Annotated in this window: 20 protein-coding genes; 9 read left to right on the forward strand and 11 right to left on the reverse strand. The window is 65.8% G+C overall.

Annotated elements, in window-relative coordinates; genetic code table 11:
* Positions 1-8 precede the first annotated feature (8 nt).
* From mreD to HWN72_RS07150, 3 genes are all read right to left on the reverse strand, one after another.
* The gene (gene mreD / locus HWN72_RS07140; protein WP_231958158.1) at positions 9-557 is read right to left on the reverse strand and encodes a rod shape-determining protein MreD; all 549 of its coding nucleotides are present in this window, start codon (positions 555-557) and stop codon (positions 9-11) included.
* 2 nt (positions 558-559) lie between these two features.
* Complete coding sequence (gene mreC / locus HWN72_RS07145) at positions 560-1,444, reverse strand: rod shape-determining protein MreC (protein ID WP_008831880.1); 885 nt, start codon at positions 1,442-1,444, stop codon at positions 560-562.
* A 103-nt stretch (positions 1,445-1,547) separates the two neighbouring features.
* A complete protein-coding gene (locus HWN72_RS07150) occupies positions 1,548-2,594 on the reverse strand; it encodes a rod shape-determining protein (protein ID WP_008831879.1) in 1,047 nt (348 codons plus the stop codon).
* Positions 2,595-2,854: 260 nt separating this feature from the next.
* On the opposite strand from HWN72_RS07150, the gene mutL reads away from it, so the two are divergent.
* Together mutL and HWN72_RS07160 are read left to right on the forward strand one after the other, a co-directional pair.
* Positions 2,855-4,663, forward strand: a complete 1,809-nt coding sequence (mutL, locus tag HWN72_RS07155) for a DNA mismatch repair endonuclease MutL (protein ID WP_036523070.1) — start codon at positions 2,855-2,857, stop codon at positions 4,661-4,663.
* A complete protein-coding gene (locus tag HWN72_RS07160; protein ID WP_036523073.1) occupies positions 4,660-5,175 on the forward strand; it encodes a hypothetical protein in 516 nt (171 codons plus the stop codon). Before mutL ends, HWN72_RS07160 begins: the two co-directional genes overlap by 4 nt.
* A gap of 3 nt (positions 5,176-5,178) precedes the next feature.
* Here the strand turns inward: HWN72_RS07160 and HWN72_RS07165 are convergent, their stop codons facing one another.
* Positions 5,179-5,940, reverse strand: coding sequence for a MauE/DoxX family redox-associated membrane protein (locus HWN72_RS07165; protein WP_008831876.1), 762 nt, complete (start codon positions 5,938-5,940; stop codon positions 5,179-5,181).
* Between the two features lie 40 nt (positions 5,941-5,980).
* On the opposite strand from HWN72_RS07165, the gene HWN72_RS07170 reads away from it, so the two are divergent.
* Positions 5,981-6,394 carry a MerR family transcriptional regulator gene (locus tag HWN72_RS07170; protein WP_036523075.1) on the forward strand — a complete coding sequence of 138 codons (414 nt, stop codon included), beginning with the start codon at positions 5,981-5,983 and terminating at the stop codon, positions 6,392-6,394.
* Between the two features lie 201 nt (positions 6,395-6,595).
* On the opposite strand, the gene ychF is transcribed toward HWN72_RS07170, so the two are convergent.
* The gene (gene ychF, locus HWN72_RS07175; protein ID WP_036523078.1) at positions 6,596-7,696 is read right to left on the reverse strand and encodes a redox-regulated ATPase YchF; all 1,101 of its coding nucleotides are present in this window, start codon (positions 7,694-7,696) and stop codon (positions 6,596-6,598) included.
* Between the two features lie 119 nt (positions 7,697-7,815).
* Between ychF and HWN72_RS07180 the strand changes: the two genes are divergently transcribed.
* Positions 7,816-9,333 (forward strand): tetratricopeptide repeat protein, encoded by a 1,518-nt coding sequence (locus HWN72_RS07180; protein ID WP_036523080.1) that lies wholly within the window; start codon positions 7,816-7,818, stop codon positions 9,331-9,333.
* 158 nt (positions 9,334-9,491) lie between these two features.
* On the opposite strand, the gene HWN72_RS07185 is transcribed toward HWN72_RS07180, so the two are convergent.
* The 5 genes from HWN72_RS07185 to HWN72_RS07205 form a co-directional block, all read right to left on the reverse strand.
* Positions 9,492-9,905, reverse strand: coding sequence for a PEP-CTERM sorting domain-containing protein (locus HWN72_RS07185; RefSeq protein ID WP_036523082.1), 414 nt, complete (start codon positions 9,903-9,905; stop codon positions 9,492-9,494).
* A 132-nt stretch (positions 9,906-10,037) separates the two neighbouring features.
* Positions 10,038-10,613: an aminoacyl-tRNA hydrolase gene (pth, locus tag HWN72_RS07190; RefSeq protein ID WP_211149990.1), complete on the reverse strand. Its 576-nt coding sequence runs from the start codon at positions 10,611-10,613 to the stop codon at positions 10,038-10,040.
* Positions 10,614-10,711: 98 nt separating this feature from the next.
* Positions 10,712-11,320, reverse strand: a complete 609-nt coding sequence (locus HWN72_RS07195) for a 50S ribosomal protein L25/general stress protein Ctc (protein WP_008831870.1) — start codon at positions 11,318-11,320, stop codon at positions 10,712-10,714.
* Between the two features lie 269 nt (positions 11,321-11,589).
* On the reverse strand, positions 11,590-12,444 hold the full coding sequence (locus HWN72_RS07200) for a TraB/GumN family protein (protein ID WP_051586686.1): 855 nt from the start codon (positions 12,442-12,444) through the stop codon (positions 11,590-11,592).
* Positions 12,445-13,353: a TraB/GumN family protein gene (locus tag HWN72_RS07205; protein ID WP_008831868.1), complete on the reverse strand. Its 909-nt coding sequence runs from the start codon at positions 13,351-13,353 to the stop codon at positions 12,445-12,447.
* A 238-nt stretch (positions 13,354-13,591) separates the two neighbouring features.
* On the opposite strand from HWN72_RS07205, the gene HWN72_RS07210 reads away from it, so the two are divergent.
* The 3 genes from HWN72_RS07210 to ppdK all read left to right on the forward strand — a co-directional run bounded on the left by HWN72_RS07210 (position 13,592) and on the right by ppdK (position 19,574).
* Positions 13,592-14,494, forward strand: a complete 903-nt coding sequence (locus HWN72_RS07210; RefSeq protein ID WP_008831867.1) for a glycine--tRNA ligase subunit alpha — start codon at positions 13,592-13,594, stop codon at positions 14,492-14,494.
* A gap of 120 nt (positions 14,495-14,614) precedes the next feature.
* Entirely contained in the window at positions 14,615-16,855 is a 2,241-nt protein-coding gene (gene glyS, locus HWN72_RS07215; protein ID WP_211149991.1) for a glycine--tRNA ligase subunit beta, read from the forward strand.
* Between the two features lie 55 nt (positions 16,856-16,910).
* Positions 16,911-19,574, forward strand: a complete 2,664-nt coding sequence (gene ppdK / locus HWN72_RS07220; protein ID WP_036523088.1) for a pyruvate, phosphate dikinase — start codon at positions 16,911-16,913, stop codon at positions 19,572-19,574.
* Between the two features lie 105 nt (positions 19,575-19,679).
* On the opposite strand, the gene HWN72_RS07225 is transcribed toward ppdK, so the two are convergent.
* On the reverse strand, positions 19,680-20,438 hold the full coding sequence (locus HWN72_RS07225; protein WP_036523090.1) for a methyltransferase domain-containing protein: 759 nt from the start codon (positions 20,436-20,438) through the stop codon (positions 19,680-19,682).
* An 86-nt stretch (positions 20,439-20,524) separates the two neighbouring features.
* Between HWN72_RS07225 and HWN72_RS07230 the strand changes: the two genes are divergently transcribed.
* Positions 20,525-21,265, forward strand: a complete 741-nt coding sequence (locus HWN72_RS07230; RefSeq protein ID WP_036523093.1) for a ComF family protein — start codon at positions 20,525-20,527, stop codon at positions 21,263-21,265.
* A 362-nt stretch (positions 21,266-21,627) separates the two neighbouring features.
* A complete protein-coding gene (hisI, locus tag HWN72_RS07235) occupies positions 21,628-22,020 on the forward strand; it encodes a phosphoribosyl-AMP cyclohydrolase (RefSeq protein WP_211149992.1) in 393 nt (130 codons plus the stop codon).
* Positions 22,021-22,180 lie beyond the last annotated feature (160 nt).

Below are 22,180 nucleotides of genomic sequence, written 5' to 3' on the forward strand. Positions count from 1 at the left end.
GCAGGACTTCATCGCATGACCACGAAGGGGGTCAGGCGAAGGCGATCCATCAAGGCCACGAAGCGGCCGACGAGCGGGTAGATAATCACGGAAATCACGATCTGGGGCACGATCACATTGAGGGGGGCGGAAGCACCGGCGATGTTCGATACGCCGAGGCAAAGTACGATATACGCCACGATGAGCCCGATCGCCACCAGCCACTCGGTCAGGAAGTTGCGCCAGGGCAGGCGTGTCTCGACATGGTCCAGAACGATCGTCGACAAGGACCACAGCAGCACGGCGGTGCCGAACGGCGATCCCGAGAACAGGTCGTCGAAGAGGCCGAGCGGGAGTCCGGCCCACATCGGCATCAGGCCGGGGCGCAACTGCCGCCAGGCGATGAACATGAGGAAGCCCAGCGGGGGCAGGACGGGCGCCGACGCGATCAGCACCCAGCCCGGCGCCAGCGATCCCAGCATCACCGTCAGCCACGGAACCCCGCCCGCGATCGTGCGCGAGGGCTTGCGGTTGATCCTCTGCTTTACGACCGTGTCGTTGCCGGACAGCAGCGGCACGATCACTCGCTCCCGGGCGCGGGTTCGGCGGGAGGCGGCGGGGGCGGCGGTGCCCAGGCGCGCTCGACGACGACGTAGTCGGTGTCGGACGGGTTGCTCAGGACCCGCGCCATCGCACCGTCGCGCAGCAGTTCGGTGATGACCGCAAGCGGCGTGCCGGGCCGATAGAGCCCCCCCGAGCCGGAGGTGACCATCACGTCACCCTTGCGCAGCGGATTGAGGCCGAGGTTGACGAGTCGGATGCGGATCGTGCCGTCGCCGTGTCCTTGCGCAAAGGCGGGCACGCCGTCGCGCGCGCGGCGCACCGGGACGATGCTTTCGGTATCGGTGATGAGCAGCACGCGCGCACTCGACATGCCGACTTCGAGGACGCGCCCGACGAGGCCCATCGGCGAACGGACGGGCATGCCCTTTACCACGCCCTTGTCGGTCCCCGCGCCCAGCGTCGCGAAGCGGCGGGTGCTGGCGCCGGTGGAACTGACCAGCCGCGCATAGGCGACCGGTCGCCCATCGTCCTCGCGCAAATCGAGCAACTGCTTGAGGCGGCGGTTCTCGGTTTCGGTGGCCTGCGCCCGCGCGATGCGCACCTTGGCTTCGGCCAGTTCGCGTTCCAGCCGGGCATGCTCGCGTCCCGAAAGGAAGAAGCCGCCGATCTCCGCCATGAAGTCCTTGCCAGCGCGCCGCCCGCCGGCGGTCGCCTGTGCAGGTGACTCCGTCAGGTCCGAAGCGGCACCGCGCAGCGCCGAAAACGCATTCGGATTGACCATGGAGACGACGAGCAGGCCCAATCCCACCACCGCGCCGAGCACGCCGGCGGTGTACTGGAAGAACGTCGAATATTGCGCCCTGCGCGAAAAGCCGGAGCGCCGATTGGCTGGCGGTGCCATGCGCCATGCACTCCTGTCATTCCCGCGCGGCGGTCCGGTGCAGGATATCCGCCGCGCTTTTCAAGGAGCCCGCACCTCGCACGGCGCGGTGCTCCCTATTCGATCAGGCGGACATCAGGACGCCGCGATAGATCGGGTCTTCCATCGCGCGGCCGGTGCCGAGCGCGACGCAGGACAGCGGATCTTCCGCGACGCTGACGGGCAGGCCGGTCTCTTCGCGCAGATAATCGTCGAGACCCTGGATCAGGGCGCCGCCGCCGGTCAGGACGATGCCCTGGTCGACGATGTCGGCGGCGAGTTCCGGCGCCGTGTTCTCGAGCGCGATTCGCACACCTTCGATGATCTGTCCGATCGGCTCGGCCAGAGCCTCGGCGATGTTCGCCTGGCTGATGGTGATTTCCTTCGGCACGCCGTTGACGAGGTCGCGGCCCTTGATGTGGATCGTCTCGCCGATGCCGTCGGCCGGCATGATGGCGATGCCGTAGTCCTTCTTGATGCGCTCTGCCGTGGCGTCGCCGATCAGCAGGTTGTGGTGACGGCGGACGTAGGAGACGATCGACTCGTCCATCTTGTCACCGCCCACGCGCACCGAAGTGGTGTAGGCGAGGCCGCGCAGCGAGAGCACCGCGACTTCGGTGGTGCCGCCGCCGATGTCGACGACCATCGAGCCGACCGGCTCGGTGACGGGCATGTCGGCGCCGATCGCCGCGGCCATCGGCTCGAGGATCAGGTAGACCTGGCTGGCACCCGCGTTGCTGGCGGCGTCGCGAATGGCGCGGCGCTCCACCGAGGTCGATCCCGAGGGAACGCAGATCACGATCTCGGGGTAGCGGAACAGGTTCTTCTTGCCGTGCACCTTGCGGATGAAGTGCTTGATCATCTCTTCCGCGATTTCGATGTCGGCGATGACGCCGTCGCGCAGCGGGCGGATGGCCTCGATGTTGTCGGGGGTCTTGCCCATCATCATCTTGGCGTCGTCACCGACGGCCTTGACCTTCTTCACGCCGTTCAGGGTTTCGATGGCAACGACGGAAGGTTCGTTCAGCACGATTCCGCGATCTTGTACGTAGACCAGCGTATTAGCTGTGCCGAGGTCGATCGCCATGTTCTGGGAGCCGAGTTTGAAGAATCGCGAGAAGGGGCCGGCCATCTAAAATCCGTTTCTTACCAATCGTTTGCCGAATCACTCTCGACATCGACGACCGGGGGTTGCGGGTAGGAGGGCTCCCCTTAGCCCATCGATTCGCGAAAGGCCAAAATTTTGTTCCCGATTCCGGGGGGAAACGCTCATCGCCCGTCTCGAATTAGCGCCGTTTCGTCGCTAGTTTGACCTGCCGTCGCACGATGCGTCCATGACGCCTTCAACGTCCGCATTTTGTCGAGAAGCCCCCAATCTTTGCCGAGACCCTGATGCCCACGATCCGCCGCCTGCCCGAACACCTCGTCAACCGCATCGCCGCCGGCGAAGTGGTCGAACGGCCGGCGTCCGCGCTCAAGGAACTGGTCGAGAACGCCATCGATGCGGGCTCCACGCAGATCACCGTGAGGATCGCCTCGGGCGGTCTCGACATGATCGAGGTGACCGACGACGGCTGCGGCATGCGCCCTGACGAGATCGCGCTTGCTCTGGAGCGTCACGCGACCTCCAAGCTGCCCGACGAGGCGATCGAACTGGTGGCCACGCTGGGCTTCCGGGGCGAAGCTTTGCCATCGATCGGCTCTGTCGCGCGGTTGACGATCGAAAGCCGTCCGCACGATGCTGCCGAGGGCTGGAAGCGGGTGGTCGATCACGGCACCGTCGCGGTGGACGCGCCCGCCGCATTGCCGCCGGGAACGCGCATCCGGGTCGAGGATCTCTTCGGCAAAGTGCCTGCGCGGCGCAAGTTCCTGCGCTCGCCGCGCTCGGAATATGCGGTCTGCCTCGATGTTGTGCGCCGTCTCGCCATGGCGCGGCCCGACGTCGGTTTCGTGCTGGAGCATGACGGGCGCCGCACCATCTCCGTGCAGCCGCGCGAGGAACTGGCGGCCCGCGTCGCCCGCCTCGTCGCGCGTGAGCTTGCCGAAGACGGCGTGGTCATCGAGGCCGAGCGCGGAACGGCGCGGCTTACCGGGGTGGCGGGCCTGCCGACCTACAACCGCGGCGTGGCGGATCACCAGTACTTGTTCGTCAATGGGCGTCCGGTGCGCGACAAGCTGCTCGTCGGCGCGGTGCGCGGTGCCTACTCCGATATGCTGGCGCGCGATCGCCATGCGGTGCTGGCCCTGTTTCTTGAGATTCCACCTGAGGAAGTGGACGTAAACGTCCATCCCGCCAAGACCGAGGTGCGCTTTCGCGATCCGGCCTTCGTACGTGGTTTCCTGGTCGGCGCGCTGCGGCATGCGCTGGAGGGGGCAGGGCAGAAGAGCGCGCAGCCGCCTCAGGCCGCCGCGATGAACATGTGGCAGGTCGAGCCGGTTGCGCCCGCACCCTCGATCGGCTCGCTGTTCGCGCGCGAATATTCTGCGCCGCGCAGTGACTACCAACCCTCGCGCGTTTCGGAGACGGGCACGGCGTGGCGCTCCTACGAGGCCGAGGTCATGGCCCAGCCCGCCGCGCGCGCCGAAGCGGCCGAAGAAGCGAGCGAGGAAGCGTTGCGCTATCCGCTCGGCGTCGCACGCGGGCAGGTGGCGGGGACCTACATCGTCGCCGAAGCGGAAGACGGCCTCGTCATCGTTGACCAGCATGCGGCGCACGAACGGCTCGTGCTGGAAAAGCTCAAGGCGGCGGGCGCCGAGGAGGCGATGAACCGCTCGCAGGCGTTGCTGCTGCCCGAAGTCGTCGAACTGGAGGAAGCCGCCTGCGATGCGCTGGAGGACAAGCTGGCCGATCTTGCCCGCCACGGCCTTATCCTCGAGCGCTTCGGACCGGCGGCGATGCTGGTGCGCGCGGTGCCCTCGGTGCTGTCGAAGAGCGATGTCGGCGCGCTGGTGCAGGATGTGGCGGACGACCTCGCGCGCAACGGCGATGCGCTGCTGCTGGGCGAAAAACTTGACCTCGTGCTGGCGACGATGGCCTGTCACGGTTCGGTGCGCGCGGGGCGTCTCCTGTCGGTCGCGGAGATGAATGCGCTGCTGCGCGAAATGGAGCGGACACCGCGCTCGGGCCAATGCAACCATGGCCGCCCCACGTGGGTTAAACTTGCCCATAACGACATAGAGAAACTGTTCGGGCGGAAATGATGCGAAAACACGCGATGGTATTGGCCGCGCTCGCTCTTCTGGCGGGCTGCGGCAGGGAAACTCCTGCCGAGGAGGCCGCCGAGAATGCGCATGACGTCGCCATGGTCGAACGCATGAGCAAGGAACCCTTCAAGCCCATCGTGCCGATCCCGATCACCGAACTCGACATGGACCGCTATGGGCTCGACAAGCCCGGGTGCAATTTCGAGAAGGACGTGGTCGAAGAAGAGGACGCCGGAAAGCGTGGCCCGATCTTCATCGCCACCAGCGGCGAAGGTTTCATGCGCGTAGGAGCCGACCTCAAGCGCTTCGCCGCGAAAGACGAGAGCGCCGATCTGCCGGGCGGCGCGCGCACCACATATGTCGGGCTGTCGAGCTGGGTCGATATCGTGCGGCTCCCTGACTCGGGGAACGCCAGCGACCAGCAGACCTGGCCCGCCCGTCTGATCGTTCACGATTCCCAGGAGCGTGTGGCTTACCGCGCCGACGGGGTCATGCGCTGCCGCAGCTGAGCTTCATCCCATGGCCATCGGTTTCAGCAGCATCCACAGCGCCATGGCGACCATGAACACGTTCTCCATCAGCGACACGAAGCCCAGCGGCACGCTGCCCGATCCGCCGACGCAGGCGCATTTCAACTCGCGCTTCTGGACGTAGACCGCGTAGAATACCGAGGCTCCGCCGACGCCGCCGATGACCAGCGCCACCGGGATCGACAGCCAGTTCAGCACGCCCGCCGCCATGAAGGCGCCTGCGAACCATTCCAGGAACGGATAGGCATAGGCGTAAGGCACGTATCGCCGCGCCAGCAGATCATAGCCCAGGAACATCGAGGAGAATGTCTCGATGTCCTGCAGCTTGAGCATCGCCAGCAGCATCATGGTGATAGCCACGAACCACTCCGCCGCATGGACCGTCAGCGGGGAGCCGAGAGAAGCCCAACTGGCGGCAAGCGCGACGGCAGCGGCGGTTCCGAACACCCAGAGCACCGGCGCATAGCTCATGCGCTTGGCCTGATCATCGAGCCCGAGGAAGCGCTTGAGGTCGGAATGGCCGCCGATACGCTCGCCGTCGATGAAGATCTGCGGCGTGGTGGCGACGCCGTACTCGGCCTTGAAGGCGTCCACTTCATCGCGGGTGGTCAGCCAGTGGTCTTCTACGCGGTAACCGCGGCTTTTCAGCAGGTGCCGGGCCTTGAGGCCGTAGGGGCAGACGTGTTTTTCCATGACCATGCGGTACAGCACGGCGGTTCTGGCGGGGGCTTGGTGATCGCTCATGCCATGCTTATAACTTCCGTACCCTAGTACGGAGTCAAGCGTGGCCCTGACGATTTCCCAACTCGCCCATGCCGGAGGTGTCGGTGTCGAGACCGTGCGCTTCTATCAGCGCAAGGGCCTCCTCCACGACCCGCGCCCAGCCAGTACCGGGGGGGCGAAAGGCCAGCGGCATTACGGCGAGGAGGACGTGCGGCGCCTGCGCTTCGTGAGGGCGGCGAAGGATGCCGGGTTCATCCTCGACGAGATTGCCGAATTGCTCGGCCTCGATGCGGGCGACGACCGGGCGCGGGCGCGAACGATGGCGCAGGCCCGGATCGCGCATCTGGATGAGGAGATCGCCCGGCTCGAACGGGCGCGAAACGCCTTGCGCAAGCTGGAGCGGGAATGCGCCGGAAGCGACACCGGACCATGCCCGATCATCGCGGCGTTCGAGGAGGGGGAGTGCTGCCGTTAAAATAGAACCGTCATCCCCGCGAAGGCGGGGACCCATCTGATGACGGTTCAACAAGCGAAGTCAGGAGATGGGTTCCCGCCTTCGCGGGAATGACGAAGATGGAATTGAAGCATAACCGCAGGGTGCGTCCTTGACGAGGCGCGCCGGAAGACTGCCAGCGGTCCCGGATCAAGTCCGGGACGACGGTTATTCTGCGTTTACTCAGACGTTGAAACGGAAGTGCATCACGTCGCCGTCGGCGACGACGTATTCCTTGCCTTCCTGGCGGAACTTGCCGGCTTCCTTGGCGCCCGCCTCGCCCTTGCAGGCGATGAAGTCGGGATAAGCGATGGTTTCGGCGCGGATGAAGCCGCGCTGCATGTCGGAGTGGATGGTGCCCGCAGCCTCGGGGGCCTTGGCGCCCTTGTGCACGGTCCAGGCGCGCGCTTCCTTGGGGCCGACGGTGAAGAACGTCAGCAGTTCGAGCAGTTCGTAACCTGCGCGGATGATGCGCGCGAGACCGGCTTCGGCAAGGCCCATTTCCTCGAGGAACACCATGCGGTCCTCCATGTCCATGCCGGTCAGTTCCGCCTCGATCGCGGCCGAGACGATGACGGCGCTGGCGCCTTCGGCCTTGGCCTTCTCGAATACCCGCGCGGAGAAGGCATTGCCCTCGGCGGCGGCTTCTTCCTCGACGTTGCAGACGTAGAGCACCGGCTTGGCGGTGATCAGCTGTGCCTGCGCGAAGACGCGCGCTTCGTCCTCGTCCTTGGGCTGCGTCAGGCGGGCGGGCTTACCGTCGCGCAGCAGGTCGAGTGCCTGGCCGAGCACAGACGCCACGATCTTGGCCTCCTTGTCGCCCTGCGTCGCCTTCTTCTGGGCAGCGGGAACGCGCTTCTCGAGGCTTTCGAGGTCGGAAAGCAGCAGTTCGGTCTCGACGGTGTCCGCGTCGGCGATGGGATCGACCTTGTTGTCGACGTGCTGGATATCGTCGTTCTCGAAGCAGCGCAGGACGTGGATGATCGCGTCGACTTCGCGGATGTTGCCGAGGAACTGGTTGCCGAGGCCTTCACCCTTGGACGCGCCGCGCACGAGGCCGGCGATGTCCACGAACGACAGCTGCGTCGGGATGATCTTGGCCGAACCCGCGATTTCCGCCAGCGCATCGAGGCGCGGGTCGGGCACGCCGACCTGCCCGACGTTGGGCTCGATCGTGCAGAACGGATAGTTGGCCGCCTGCGCCGCCTGCGTCTCGGTCAGCGCATTGAACAAGGTCGACTTGCCGACATTGGGCAGACCCACGATTCCGCAACGGAAACCCATCGAAAACTCCGAAAACTGTTTAAGGCGCGCCCATAGCCGGGTGCGGGGCGCTTGGCCAGAGCGAGAGCGGTTGCAGGCGGTTGACGGAAATTTCAGGTCTTACCCGTAAGCCCGCCGCCATGAAGAGCACCATGCGCATAGCCCTTCCGCTTGTGGCCCTCGTCGCGCTGGCGGCTTGTGGCGACAGTCCCGAAACCCTTTACGCCAAGGCGCGCGATGACTTCGCCGCCGGGAATTACCAGCGGGCGCGTGTGGAAGTGGCCTCCGCGCTGAAGGACAGGCCCACGGACGCCCCGATGCTGGCACTGCTGGTGGAGACGCAACTGCGGCTCGGCGATCCGGACGGGGCCGAAGGGGCGATCGGACGGCTCGAACGGGCAGGGGGCAAGGATATGGCCCGAATGAAGGCCGAAGTCGCCCTGCTGCGCGGTGACGCAAAGGCGGCATTGGCAACGCTTGGCAACGAGACCTCGGTGGACGGATGGCGCGTGCGCGCCGAGGCGCAACTGGCGCTGGGAGACGAAGAGGCCGCCCGCGATGCCTTCGAAAAGGGAATGAAAGCGGGGGGCGATATCCGGCTGGCGCAATCCTACGCCCGCTATCTGCTGGAGAACGGTGACCTGGCGCGCGCGGCTTCGCTGCTTGGAGAGATGCAGCGCATCGCGCCACGATCGTATGAGGCACTGGTGATGGCAGGCGATCTGGCATCGGCGCAGGGCCGCGAAGAGGATGCCGCGCGCGCCTATCGCACAGCTATCGATGCGTTTCCCGACCGTGCGGCGCCGATGCTGGCGCTGGCCGAGCATTACGACGGTTTGGGCAAGCTGGACGAAGCATCGAAGCTGGTCGATCAGGCTGCCGAAGTGGCGCCTGACGACCCGGAGGTGGAGGTAATGCGAATCCAGCTGCTGTCCGAACAAGGGCAGTGGGAGAAGATCCGCACCACGCTCCAGACGCGCGAATCCGAACTGGCGGCAGGGTCCACGCTGAGCATGCGCTATGGCGAGGCATTGCTGCAGCTGGGCCATGCGGAGCAGGCGCGGGTGATCTTCAGGCGGGCGGTGCTGGCGCTTCCGGGCAATCCCTATGCCCGGCTGATGCTGGGTGAGTCGCAGCTGGCGACCGGCGACGGTCAGGGGGCATGGGCAACGCTGCAGCCGCTCGCGGCATCGACGCTGGCCGGGCCGCAGGTGCTGGAAGCTGCCGAACAGGCTGCCCGTGCGGTCGGCGCGCCCGAGGCGGCGGCGCTGCAGGCGCGGCTCGATCCAGCGCGGCTCAAGGAGACGATGGCCTTGGTCGGCCAAGGCGAATCCGCCATCGCCGGGCAGCGCTGGGCCACGGCGGCGGGAATCTACGAGAGACTGCTGATGCGCGGTGAGGACCCGGAGGTGCTCAAGCGCCTCGCATTCACGCGAAGCGGGCTGGGTGAGGGGGATGCCGCCATCCGCGCTGCCGACAAGGCGGTAGCGCTGGGCAGCGACAATCCGGACTATCTTTTCGTTGCCGGACTGGTGCGCGTCGTGGCGGGGCGCGATCTCGGCGAGGCGCAGCGACTGCTTGAAAAAGCCGCCGATCTCGATCCCGCCAACCGTGCGATCGCGCGCGAACTGAAAAAGGCGAAGGCCGCCGCCGGGTGATCCGGCGACGGCCTTTTGCCAGATTAGGTAGAACCCACCCCCACCCCCTCCCGCTTGCGGGAGGGGAGAAACGGAGACGTCCCTCCCGCTTGCGGGAGGGGAGCGAGACTTAGGCCAAAGGCCTTAGTCGCAGCGGGGTGGGCACCAGTGCCGAAATATCAGGCGCGGGCCTTGCGGCGGCGCGCGTAGGCCAGGCCGATCAGGCCTGCACCCAGCATGCCCAGCATGCCCGGCTCCGGAACCGCGGTGCCGCCCGAGGAACCACCGCTCGAACCGCCCGAGGTCGAGGTGGTGCCGCCGGAGGTCGTCGTAGTGGTGCCGCCGGAGGTCGAACCGCCCGAAGTCGTCGTGCCACCCGAGGTGCTGGTCGTGCCACCCGAAGTCGTCGTGGTGCCGCCCGAAGTCGAGCTGCTGGTGGAGGTGCTGCCGCCGCACATCTTCCTGCCGATCTTGTCGCCGCAATCGCAGGAGTGCGTATGCTTGCCCTTCGAATAGGTCGCCTGCGCAGGCGAGGCCATGGCGACGGTGGCGCCGGCGGTGATCGTGAGAGCGATCAGAGTCTTGCGGATCATCGTAGTCTTACCCCAGTTACCCGTGTTGGTTGACCAGCAATACGCAATCACCGTGCCAATCGCCAATTTCCGCCAATTTCATTGAATCAGGCAGGGGTGAAGCGATCCATATGTAAGCTAACTCGACACCCTTCAGTCCTGCTGGCGCAGCGCCACGTCGTTCATGAAGCGGGCGTCGTCGCCGTTCGCAAGCCGATCCGCTTCCGCCGCCACCGCGCCCAGCATGTCGGCCAGCGGGTCCATCTCGGCCTTGGCGTAGTTGCCCAGCACGTAGCCGTGGACGCGGTCCTTGTGCCCGGGATGGCCTATGCCGAGCCGCACGCGGCGGAACTCCGCCCCGAGGTGCTGGTCGATCGAGCGCAGCCCGTTGTGCCCGGCATGGCCGCCGCCCTGCTTCACCTTCACCTTGAACGACGCCAGGTCGAGTTCGTCGTGGAAGACGGTGAGGGCGGACAGGTCCAGCTTGTAGAAGCGCATCGCCTCGCCCACCGAGCGGCCGCTCTCGTTCATGAAGGTAGCGGGCTTGAGCAGCAGCACTTTGTCGCTGCCGATGCGGCCTTCCTGCAGCCAGCCCTGGAACTTCTTCTGGACCGGGCCGAAGCCGTGAATCTCGGCGATCGCGTCGGCAACCATGAAGCCGACGTTGTGGCGGTTGAAGACATACTGCGGACCGGGATTGCCCAGACCGACCCAAAGCTGCGTGGCCATCCGTATTCCTTGCCTGCGTCCTTGCGGTTGCATGAAAAGAAAAGGCCCCTCCCACGCGGGGTGGGAGAGGCCGTTTTCTACCCGAAAGCAGGAGAAGCTTACTCGGCCTCGGCCGCTGCTTCGCCTTCTTCGCTGCGCAGGGCAGAGGGAGCGGCGATCGTCGCGATCGTGTAGTCACGGTCGGTGATCGCGCTCTCGACGCCCTTGGGCAGCTTGACGTGGCTGATGTGGATCGATTCGCCCACGTCGAAGCCGGTCACGTCGATGGTGATCTCGTGCGGGATCTTCTCGGCGTCGCAGACCAGTTCGAGGTCGTGGCGAACGATGTTCAGCACGCCGCCGCGCTTCAGGCCCGGCGACAGCTCTTCGTTCTCGAACACGACGGGCACGTTGACGTGCACGGTCGCGCCCTTGGCGAGACGCAGGAAGTCGGCGTGGAGCGGGCGGTCGCTGACCGGGTGGAAGGCAACGTCCTTGGGCTGGGTGCGGAACTTCTTGCCATCGACTTCGACTTCGATGATCGAGTTGAAGAAGTGGCCGGTTCCGAGCTGGCGAGACAGCTCCTTTTCCTGGACGTGGATCGCGAGGGGCTCTTCGTTGCCACCGTAGATGACGGCGGGGACGCGACCTTCACGACGCAGTGCACGGGAGGCTCCCTTGCCAGCCCGATCACGCGTCTCGGCCGGCAGGTTAAGCGTATCGCTCATGGATCTTGCCTTTCAAAACTGGATAATAATGCGATGACACGCCGCTCATCGGTGCGCACCGTCCTGCCACGCCTCCAGGGATGACCATGACAGGAAGGCGCGGCCCTTACTGGGAGATGGGCGGAAAAGCAAGCCGTTCGTGCGTCCGTGGGCGCGATGTCGCGGTGTTTGAGGGGGCGGTTGCGACCCTTCGACAAGCTCAGGGTGAGCGGGGTTGGAATAAATCTCCCAATTCCGCTCAGGCTGAGCTTGTCGAAGCCCCCAAAGCCTCACTCCACCCGCGTGACCGTGAACCCCTCGGCCGTCAGCATTGCGGGCAATCCCTCAGGCCCGGCCATGTGCGCTGCGCCGACAGCCACGAACGGCTTGCTGCCCGAGCGAACCGCCTGTGCGATCCGGCCAGTCCAGCGCCGGTTGCGGCCGGTGAACAGCACCGCGCGCAGTTCCGGGTCGGCGAGCAGGCCCGAGCGGGTCTCCGCCTCGATCGCGTTCACGTCGCCCTTGCGCCAGCTGGCCGAAAGATCGCGGTCGGGAGAGACGGCTTCGGCGACGACTGCGGCGAGGAGGTCGCGCTGCTCGCGCTCGGGCAGGGCGTCGAACAGGCCGAGCTGCGCGGCAGCGCCTTCGAGTTCGACCACCGGCCTTTGCCCCGCCGCCGCGATCACGGCGCGGTCGACACCGTTGCGGGTATCGCCTTCGTCAGCCCCTGCGCGGGCGAGCGTCAGGGCTGCGGCCCAGGTATCCATCGCCGCGAAGTCGCCGTCGCCCCGGCCGCTCTTTTTCAGCAAAGTGGCCAGAGCGGCGCGGTCTTTCGGCGGTACGCGTTCGGAAAGCGGCGGTTCGTTCTCGCTGCGCGCGAGGCTTTCGAAAGTGGCGGCGACTTCCGCCTCGTTCGCGAGGTTGCCGACTTCGACCATGATCGATCCGGCTTCGTCCAGTGCGGAACCGACTTTCGCCGTGCGCCAGACGAGGGGGCGCTCGGCGCTGTGGATCGTGCCGAAGAGCCAACCGACGTGGCCCCGACCGTCCTCGACCCGCCACAACGCGGGGTTGGCCTGCTGGGGCTCGCTCGAACAGGCGACCAGCCCGGCGATCGCCAGAAGTACCGCAAAACGACGGATCATCTACTGTACCCGGGTCGAGGAAACGCCAGCCGCCGCAAGCTGGTCCTGCACGCTGCCCGGCCCGGCGAGATGCCCGGCGCCTACCGCGACGAACACCGTACCCGGCTTGTCGAGGCGCGCCTTGAGCCACTTCGCCCAGTTGGCATTACGATCGGTGATCAGCACCTTGCGGATTTCCGGATCGCTCTCGTCTTCGTTCATCAGTTCGGCGAGGTGGTCGGCATCGCCTGCCTTCCACGCGGCGACCATCCTGTCGACGTCGGTTTTCACGTCGGGCAGCGCTTCGACCACTTCGTCGAGATAGGCGCGCTGGGTCGGCTCGGATAGATTGTCGAACAGGCCGATCTGGTAGTCGACGGTCTCGAAGGCATGGTTGGCCAGATGTCGCGCCCGCGCCCTGGCGGCGACCTGCTGGTCTATCCCGGTCTCGGTGCTGTAGCCTGCGGTCTTGAGCGGGATCAGCGTCAGCATGAGTGCGGCGAACCAGGCATCGTTGGCATCGAAAGCCTGTGCCGGGATGCCGATGGATGTCAGCGCGCCCTCGTAGGCGGTGCGCTCCTTGGCGGAGAGCGTGTCGCGCAGGGACTTGCCATCCTTGCGCGCAGCCATCTGCAGGATCGTGCCCTGCGCCTGTTCGGTGTCGTCTATGGGTATCTCGGTCACCAATTCCTGCGCGCTGTCGAGCGCCTTGGCGACCGGACCGGCGTACCAGTCCACCTGCTCGGGCAGGACGTGGATCGTGCCGAACAGCCAGATCGTGGTGTCCTCGTCCGCGACTTTCCAGAGCGCCGGTCGGACGGCGGATGCTTGCGCCGTCTCCTGCGCCGAGGCGAGCGGGGACGACAGGGCGGTGAAGGCGAGCAGGGCGGAGCCGAGCCCGCTACGAATAAGGGTACGAACGCGGGGCATGGCAAACCTATCGGGGAGGAAACTGTAAGGCGGCGTGAACGGATCAGCGCCAGCGACGCCGGTCCCACCCTATGCACCATACGATGCAGACGGCAATGGAGATGAACACGATCCGCAAACGACGCGGGCGCGGGCGGTGCCGCAATGCGCCGCAATGCCCTAAGCAATGCTTTGTGTTGTTGATTTGGCAGCCCCGATCCGCCAAAGGCCGCGCATTCAAGAATTCGACGGAACCCCGATGACCGCCGCCAAACAGCCGCTCAGCTTCCAGGACATGATCCTGACGCTCCACAACTTCTGGAGCGCGCAGGGCTGCCTCATCCTGCAGCCTTACGACATGCGCATGGGCGCAGGCACCTTCCACCCTGCTACGACGCTGCGCGCGCTCGGTCCCGAGCCGTGGAAGGCCGCTTATGTCCAGCCCTCGCGCCGCCCGACGGACGGCCGCTATGGCGAGAACCCGAACCGGCTGCAGCACTATTACCAGTATCAGGTGATCCTGAAGCCGAACCCGGAGAACCTTCAGGAACTGTACCTGCAGAGCCTCGCCGAGATCGGCGTCGATCCGCTGGAGCATGACATCCGCTTCGTCGAGGACGACTGGGAAAGCCCGACGCTGGGTGCCTGGGGTCTGGGCTGGGAAGTCTGGTGCGACGGCATGGAAGTGACGCAGTTCACCTACTTCCAGCAGATGGGCGGCTTCGACTGCAAGCCCGTCGCGGGCGAGCTGACTTACGGCCTCGAACGTCTGGCGATGTACATTCAGGGCGTGGATTCGGTCTACGACCTGCGCTTCAACAACGAAGGCGTGAGCTACGGCGACGTCTTCCTGGCGAACGAGCAGCAGCAGTCGAAGTACAACTTCGAGATCGCCGACACCGATGCGCTGTTCGCCGGCTTCAAGGCCGCCGAGGCCGAATGCATGCGCTGCATCGACGCCAAGGTGCCGCTTGCAGCTTACGACCAGGCGATCGAGGCGTCGCACCTGTTCAATCTGCTACAGGCGCGCGGCGTGATCTCGGTGCAGGAACGCGCCAGCTACATGGCCCGCGTGCGCGATCTCGCCAAGGGATCGTGTCAGGCGTGGATCGACGTGAACAAGGACAAGTGGGAAGCCAAGTTCCCCGGGTGGACCGTATGAGGCTTCGACAAGCTCAGCCTGAGCGGGGTGTAGAAGGACGTCTTCCCCCAACTCCGCTCGTCCTGAGCCTGTCGAAGGACCACAGCGCCCACCTATCAACCCGCGAAACGGGCCACTGACATGACCGACTTCCTTCTCGAACTGCGCAGTGAAGAAATCCCCGCCCGCATGCAGGCGGGCGCGCGCGCCGATCTGGAAAAGCTGTTCCGCAAGGAACTCGCCGCCGCTGGCGTCACGCCCGGCCAGATCACCGTATCGTCCACGCCGCGCCGTCTCGCGCTGATCGCCAACGGTCTGCCGGACGTAACCGAGGCCGTCAGCGAGGAGACCAAAGGCCCCGCCACCAGCGCGCCCGAGCAGGCGCTCGAAGGCTTCCTGCGCAAGACCGGCCTGAGCAAGGACCAACTCGAAGTCCGCGACGTCAAGGGCAAGGACACCTACTTCGCCGTCGTCGAGAAGCCCGGCCGCGCCGTGAGGGACGTGCTGGCCGAGGCGATCCCCGCCATCGTGCGCGCCTTCCCCTGGCCCAAGTCGCAGCGCTGGGGCGCCGCGTCGATCGGCACGGATTCGCTGCGCTGGGTGCGCCCGCTCTCCGGCATCGTCGCCATTCTGGGCGAGGATCTTGTCGAGTGCGAAGTCGGCGGCATCCGATCGGGCTATGCCACGAAGGGCCACCGCTTCCACGCGCCCGGCGAGATCACCATCGGCGGCGCGCATGACTATGCCCGCAAGCTGTCCGCCTGCCACGTCATCGTCGACCATGTCGAACGTCAGGACCTGATCCGCGACGAGGCGCGCAACGTCGCTGCCGCCGCCGGTCTCAAGCTGGTCGAGGACGAGGGGCTGGTGATCGAGAACGCCGGCCTCACCGAATGGCCGGTGCCGCTGCTCGGCCGTTTTGACGAGGCGTTCCTCGAAGTCCCGCCCGAGACGATCCAGCTGACCGCGCGCGTCAACCAGAAGTATTTCGTCTGCGAAGACGCTAACGGCAATCTCGCCGACGCCTTCGTCTGCACCGCCAACATCGACGCCACCGACGGCGGCGTGGGCATCGTCGCGGGCAACCGCAAGGTTCTGGCCGCGCGCCTGTCCGACGCGCGTTTCTTCTGGCAGCAGGACCGCAAGGTTACTCTGTCGGATCAGGCGAAGAAGCTGGCCCGCATCACCTTCCACGAAAAGCTGGGCACCGTCGCCGACAAGGTCGAGCGCGTGGCCAAGCTGGCCGAGTGGCTGGCCACCGAGGGCATCGTCCCGAACTGCGATCCGGCGCTGGCGCGTCAGGCGGCGGAACTGTGCAAGGCCGATCTCGTCACCGAGATGGTCGGCGAGTTCCCCGAGCTGCAGGGGCTCATGGGCGGCTACTACGCCCGCGCCGAGGGCCTGCCCGACGCCGTGGCCGACGCCATCCGCGACCATTACAAGCCGGTCGGGCAGGGCGATGAAGTGCCCACCGCGCGGGTGACTGTGGCGGTGTCGCTGGCAGATAAGCTGGATACGCTGGCTGGATTCTATTACATTGGTGAAAAGCCGACCGGTTCAAAAGATCCTTTTGCCCTTAGACGAGCCGCACTTGCCATTATCAAAATACTGATGGCGTCCAATATACGGCTGTCTTTAATACCGACACTCTTGAAGCATATGGCTTCGGTTCATGATGACGCAGTGAAGAATGAGGAAACCATTCTTGATCACGCTAGAACGGCCGCAGGTTTGGAACCCGGTGCGATCGTCATCGGCGATAGCATTGTCGACGAAGAGATCATCGAACTCCTCGACTTCTTCGCCGACCGCCTCAAGGTCCAGCAGAAGGAAGCGGGCGTTCGTCATGACCTGATCGACGCGGTGTTCGCGCTCGGCGGCGAGGACGATCTGGTCCGCCTGCTCGCCCGCGTCCATGCGTTGCAGGCATTCGTCGGCAGCGAGGACGGCGCCAACCTCCTCGCGGGTTACAAGCGCGCCGCCAACATCCTCAAGAAGGAAGGCTGGTCGGCGTCCGATGCTGCACCCGCGCACCCGCACACCGGCGACGAGGACCCGCTCGAAAACGTGGACGATCCCGACATGCAGGAAATCTATGCTGCAGCGGGTTCGGGGCTCGGCTATGCCGCCGAACCGGCGGAACAGGCGTTGATCGACGCGCTCGATGCTGCGGAACCTCGGGCAGCCACAGCCGTTGCTGCAGAAGATTTCGCAAGTGCAATGAGTGCGCTGGCATCGCTTCGCGCACCTATTGACGGGTTCTTTGATCAGGTGACAGTCAACGATACTGACTCCATAAAAAGAACATCTCGTCTTGCACTGCTTGATCGCTTCCGTGCTGCGGTGCACAACGTAGCGGATTTCTCGCGGATCGAGGGGTAGGAGGGTTTCCCCACGGTCTGCATTCTTGCGCAAAAATCCCGGAGATTTGGGACTAATGACTAAGCAGGTCTACACGTTCGGCGGCGGCGTAAAGCACGACGATCCGCGCGCGAAGGACAAGGTGATCACCGGGGGCAAGGGTTCGAACCTTGCCGAGATGGCCGGAATCGGCCTGCCGGTGCCTCCCGGCTTCACCATCACCACCGAAGAATGCGTGAAGTATCTCGCGGAGGGCGCGAACTTCTCGGACGAACTGCGGGCCGAAGTGGCCGAGGCGCTGGCCCATATCGAAAAGTCGGTCGGCAAGTCCTTCGGTGATTCTACTGATCCGCTGCTGGTCTCGGTCCGCTCGGGCGCGCGCGTTTCGATGCCGGGCATGATGGACACCGTGCTGAACCTCGGCCTGAACGACGTGACCGTGGAGGGTCTTGCGTCGACTTCGGGCGATGACCGCTTCGCGTGGGACAGCTACCGCCGCTTCATCCAGATGTATTCGGACGTCGTTCTCGGCGTCGAACACCATCTTTTCGAGGAAGCGCTGGAGATCGCCAAGGAAGACAACGGCTACGACAACGACGTCGAACTGACCGCGAACGACTGGCGGGGGCTGGTCAAGCAGTACACCGCGATCGTCGAGCGTGAACTGGGCAAGCCGTTCCCGCAGGACCCGCAGGAGCAGCTGTGGGGCGCGATCCAGGCCGTGTTCGACAGCTGGGACGCCGACCGCGCCAAGGTCTACCGCCGCCTCAACGACATCCCCGGTGACTGGGGCACCGCCGTCAACGTGCAGGCCATGGTCTTCGGCAACATGGGCGACACTTCGGCAACGGGCGTCGCGTTCACCCGCGATCCGGCGACCGGCGAGCGCGCCTACTACGGCGAATGGCTGGTCAACGCGCAGGGCGAGGACGTCGTCGCCGGCATCCGCACCCCGCAGTACCTGACCAGGGCCGCCCGCGAGCGCGCCGGGGCCAAGCCGCTGTCGATGGAAGAGGCGATGCCCGAGGCATACGCCGAACTCGCCGCGGTGTTCGACCTGCTCGAAAAGCACTACCGCGACATGCAGGACATCGAGTTCACGGTGCAGCAGAACAAGCTGTGGATGCTGCAGACCCGCTCGGGCAAGCGTACTGCCAAGGCTGCGCTCAAGATGGCCGTCGACATGGTCGAGGAAGGCCTGATCGACGAAGCCACCGCGATCAAGCGCGTCGATCCGATGGCGCTCGATCAACTGCTTCACCCCACGCTCGACCCCAAGGCGCCGCGCGACATTCTCGGCAAGGGCCTGCCCGCATCGCCGGGCGCGGCTTCGGGCGCGATCGTGCTCGACGCCGACACCGCCGAGAAGCGCGCGGAAATGGGCGAGGCGGTCGTCCTCGTCCGCGTGGAAACCTCGCCTGAGGACATCCACGGCATGCACGCGGCGAAGGGCATCCTCACCGCACGCGGCGGCATGACCAGCCACGCGGCGGTCGTGGCGCGCGGCATGGGCCGTCCCTGCGTCTCGGGCGCATCGGGGCTGTCGATCGACATGAAGGCACGCACCCTGCGCATCGGCAACCGCGAGCTGAAGGAGGGCGACCTCATCACCCTCGACGGCGCCACCGGCGAGATCATGGCGGGCGAAGTCGCCACCATCGAGCCGGAACTGGCAGGCGATTTCGGCACGCTCATGGAGTGGGCCGACAAGCACCGCCGCATGAAGGTACGCACCAACGCCGAAACGCCCGCCGACTGCAAGATGGCGCGCCAGTTCGGCGCCGAAGGCATCGGCCTTTGCCGCACCGAGCACATGTTCTTCGATGCAGGCCGCATCTCCGCCGTGCGCCAGATGATCCTGGCCGAGGACGAGAAGGGCCGCCGCGAGGCGCTGGCCAAGCTGCTCCCCGAACAGCGCGCCGACTTCCAGGCGATCTTCGAGGTGATGGCGGGCCTGCCCGTCACCATCCGCCTGCTCGACCCGCCGCTCCACGAATTCCTGCCGCACAGCGACGCGGAATTCGCGGAGCTGTCGGACGCGATCGGCATCGGCGTGGACACGCTCAAGCGCCGCGCGGACGAACTGCACGAGTTCAACCCGATGCTCGGCCATCGCGGTTGCCGCCTCGGCATCACCTTCCCCGAAATCTACGAGATGCAGGCCCGCGCCATCTTCGAGGCAGCCTGCGACGTCGCAGCGGCTTCGGGTGAAGCGATCGTGCCGGAAGTGATGATCCCGCTCGTCGCCACCAAGCGCGAGCTGGCGATCCTCAAGAAGGTCGTCGATCAGGCCGCGGCCAAGGTGTTCGAGGAGAAGGGCAAGACGCTCGACTATCTCGTGGGCACCATGATCGAGCTGCCGCGTGCGGCACTGATGGCGGGCGAGATCGCGGAAGAAGCGAAGTTCTTCTCGTTCGGCACCAACGACCTGACGCAGACCACGCTGGGCGTCTCGCGCGACGATGCCGCGCGCTTCCTCAGCCCCTACGTCGAGAAGGGCATCTACCCGCGCGATCCGTTCGTCAGCCTCGACATCGAGGGCGTGGGCCAGCTGGTCCAGCTCGGCGCCGAGCGCGGCCGTGCGACCTATGCCGACCTCAAGCTCGGCATCTGCGGCGAGCACGGCGGCGACCCGGCCTCGATCGCGTTCTGCGAGAAGGTGGGTCTGGATTACGTCTCGGCCTCGCCCTATCGCGTGCCGATCGCGCGTCTGGCGGCGGCTCAGGCGGCGCTGGCGTAAGCAAGCCAGCGTTCGTCATTGCGAGCGAAGCAATCCAGGGCGGTTTGGGCCGCTCTGGATTGCTTCGGACCTTCGGCCCTCGCAATGACGATGAGATTTACGGGTTCAGCGCTTCCAGCCGGACAGCGTCATGATCTCGAACCGCTCTACCGTGCGGCCGCCCTCACCGGCGGCCGCAAACGCATCGTGCGCCCGCGCCAGCGCCGCCTTGCCCAGCTGCGGACCGGGATCAGCGAGCACATTGGCGAGACCCTGCGCGCGCAGGTCCCCGACGAGGCGTTCGAGGCTGCGGAACCCCACGTCCAGATGGCGATGGTCCGCCACCGGATCGGCATAGAGCGTGCGCTGGAGCAGTTGCGCTCCTGCACGCACGTCCACCGAGGGGTGAAGGCGCGGGGCGGGACGCTCGTCGTCCGCCGCCATCATGACTTCGCGCATGACCGGCAGGCTGCCGGAGCCGAGGAAGCTGGCGATCAGCAGTCCGCCCGGCGCCAGCGCCTTGCGTGCGTGGACGAAGGCGCCGGGAAGGTCGTTGACGGTGTCCAGCGTGCCGAGGCTGGCGATGAGGTCGAAGCCGTCGAACGGCCAGGGCTGTTCCTCAACGAAGCCAATGGCCGGGTCCACTTCGGTCACCGGCACACCCTGCGCCCGTAGCGCCAGAGCCAGCGCGCCCGAATAGTCGCCGACAACCAGCGCCGTCTTCGGTTCGAAGCGCAGGAAAGAGAGGCGTTCGAGCACGTCCTCCACCATGTCGTCGATCAGGTAGCGCGGCGCATCCGGCTGCTGCTGGAGCCTGAGCATCCGGCGGCGCAGGGCGGCGCGGCGGGCGGGGGAGAAGATGCGGGGGGGAGCCTTGGTTGCCATGGATGCTCCCCTGCCGCGTCGATGAAAACCTTGCAATGCCCTCGTGGCGTGCTTGTCGTGCAACACGGCGTGCATAGGATCGCGCCATGGGCCTGGGACACGTACTTTCACCGCTCGTCGATCTCGTGTTTCCGCCGCGGTGTCCGCTGTGCGGGGCGGCGATCGGTTCGGCGGCGGGGCTCTGTGCGGATTGCTGGAGTACGCTGGCGATCCCGGGCGATCCGGCCTGCGCGGCCTGCCAGCGGCCTTTCGGCGATACGATGCCGGAGGGCGGCACGTGCGGCCCGTGCCTTGCCGATCCGCCGCGCCATGCCGGGATCGCGGCCGCGACGCTCTACAACGAACCTTCGCGCAAGCTGGTGCTGGCGTTCAAGCACGGGAATCGCATCGCGCTGGCACCGATGATGGCCGGGCTGATGGTGCCCAAGCTGCCTTTCGTCGATGCCGACTGGCTGCTGGTGCCGGTGCCGCTGCATCGCTGGCGGCTGTGGAAACGCGGCTACAATCAGGCGGCGGAACTGGCCCGGCAGATCGGGCGGCGCAGCGGCGCGGGCCTCGCGGTCGATACGCTGGTGCGACGCAAGGCGACGCGCTCGCTGGGCGGCATGGGCAAGCTGGCACGCAAGCGGACCTTGTCGGGTGCGATTGCCGTCCATCCGAAGCGGAAGGCAGCGCTGAAAGGTGCGAAGGTGGTCCTCGTCGATGACGTGCTGACCAGCGGTGCCACCAGCGATGCCTGCGTCTCGGCGCTGAAGCGGGCAGGAGCGGAGCGTGTGGTGATCGCCTGCTTCGCCCGCGTGCTGGATGAAGCTCTCGATGTGACCTGAGGCGATTCGCCCTGAATACGAAAACGCCCGGAACCTTGTGAGTTCCGGGCGTCCTCGTGACGAAACTGTTTGAACCCTGCTTGCGCAGTTCAGCGGTGCCCCTGATACCGCCTGGTCCGATCCCTCATCAAAGCATTCCCTGAACCGTGGCCCGCTTTCCGTTTCAGACCGGTGTTCCTTGCCGAACACTTGCCTGCGAGCGACCTGTGGGTCAGAAGCAGCCCCCCAGCTGCAAAGCCAGAATTCATCGAATCGTCTTTTTTGGAAAGAGACTTCGCTGACTGACGTGGATTTTGGTCCCTTGCTGTGGCTGTGGTGCAACAATTATGCCGCTGTTAGCGGGAACAGGGATTAGTCCGAGGATGACAGACGTGACAGCCGCCGAGCGTGAACTGGGAACGGCGTTCCTGCCGCGCTTCGACGCCCAGGGATTGCTCATCGCCATCGCCGTCGATTCGCGCTCGCGCGAGATCCTGATGGTCGCTTACATGGATGCCGAGGCGCTGGCGAAGACGCGTGAAACGGGGCTGGCGCATTTCCATTCGCGGTCGCGGGGCAAGCTGTGGCTGAAGGGTGAGACATCGGGCCATTCCCTGCGCGTCGAGGAAATTCGCGTCGATTGCGATCAGGACGCGCTGGAACTGCTCGTGACGCCGGAAGGTCCGGCCTGCCACACCGGTGCGCGCAGCTGCTTCTATCGGCGGCTTGATGGCGAAGTGCTGGAGCGCACCCGGGATCATCTGCCGCATTCTTGACATTTATCGCCAAATAGGTTATATGACCCGACATCCGATCCGGCGATGATCACGCCGGAGAGGTGTATCGGGTCGGCGTCGTGGGCCGGGATGCGGTTTCAGCCGCGATCGCGCAAACCACGCGTCCGTTCGAAGACCCGGACTGTCCCTGCGCTACCGG

It is taken from the genome of Novosphingobium sp. HR1a (assembly GCF_015594425.1).
GTDB classification, from domain to species: domain Bacteria; phylum Pseudomonadota; class Alphaproteobacteria; order Sphingomonadales; family Sphingomonadaceae; genus Novosphingobium; species Novosphingobium resinovorum_A.

Bases quoted from the DNA above. Each gene is read 5' to 3' on its own strand.
- mreC (WP_008831880.1), bottom strand. From the start codon at position 1,444: ATGGCACCGCCAGCCAATCGGCGCTCCGGCTTTTCGCGCAGGGCGCAA.
- HWN72_RS07150 (WP_008831879.1), bottom strand. From the start codon at position 2,594: ATGGCCGGCCCCTTCTCGCGATTCTTCAAACTCGGCTCCCAGAACATG.
- mutL (WP_036523070.1), top strand. From the start codon at position 2,855: ATGCCCACGATCCGCCGCCTGCCCGAACACCTCGTCAACCGCATCGCC.
- HWN72_RS07160 (WP_036523073.1), top strand. From the start codon at position 4,660: ATGATGCGAAAACACGCGATGGTATTGGCCGCGCTCGCTCTTCTGGCG.
- HWN72_RS07165 (WP_008831876.1), bottom strand. From the start codon at position 5,940: ATGAGCGATCACCAAGCCCCCGCCAGAACCGCCGTGCTGTACCGCATG.
- ychF (WP_036523078.1), bottom strand. From the start codon at position 7,696: ATGGGTTTCCGTTGCGGAATCGTGGGTCTGCCCAATGTCGGCAAGTCG.
- HWN72_RS07180 (WP_036523080.1), top strand. From the start codon at position 7,816: ATGAAGAGCACCATGCGCATAGCCCTTCCGCTTGTGGCCCTCGTCGCG.
- HWN72_RS07185 (WP_036523082.1), bottom strand. From the start codon at position 9,905: ATGATCCGCAAGACTCTGATCGCTCTCACGATCACCGCCGGCGCCACC.
- pth (WP_211149990.1), bottom strand. From the start codon at position 10,613: ATGGCCACGCAGCTTTGGGTCGGTCTGGGCAATCCCGGTCCGCAGTAT.
- HWN72_RS07195 (WP_008831870.1), bottom strand. From the start codon at position 11,320: ATGAGCGATACGCTTAACCTGCCGGCCGAGACGCGTGATCGGGCTGGC.
- HWN72_RS07200 (WP_051586686.1), bottom strand. From the start codon at position 12,444: ATGATCCGTCGTTTTGCGGTACTTCTGGCGATCGCCGGGCTGGTCGCC.
- HWN72_RS07205 (WP_008831868.1), bottom strand. From the start codon at position 13,353: ATGCCCCGCGTTCGTACCCTTATTCGTAGCGGGCTCGGCTCCGCCCTG.
- HWN72_RS07210 (WP_008831867.1), top strand. From the start codon at position 13,592: ATGACCGCCGCCAAACAGCCGCTCAGCTTCCAGGACATGATCCTGACG.
- glyS (WP_211149991.1), top strand. From the start codon at position 14,615: ATGACCGACTTCCTTCTCGAACTGCGCAGTGAAGAAATCCCCGCCCGC.
- ppdK (WP_036523088.1), top strand. From the start codon at position 16,911: ATGACTAAGCAGGTCTACACGTTCGGCGGCGGCGTAAAGCACGACGAT.
- HWN72_RS07225 (WP_036523090.1), bottom strand. From the start codon at position 20,438: ATGGCAACCAAGGCTCCCCCCCGCATCTTCTCCCCCGCCCGCCGCGCC.
- HWN72_RS07230 (WP_036523093.1), top strand. From the start codon at position 20,525: ATGGGCCTGGGACACGTACTTTCACCGCTCGTCGATCTCGTGTTTCCG.
- hisI (WP_211149992.1), top strand. From the start codon at position 21,628: ATGACAGACGTGACAGCCGCCGAGCGTGAACTGGGAACGGCGTTCCTG.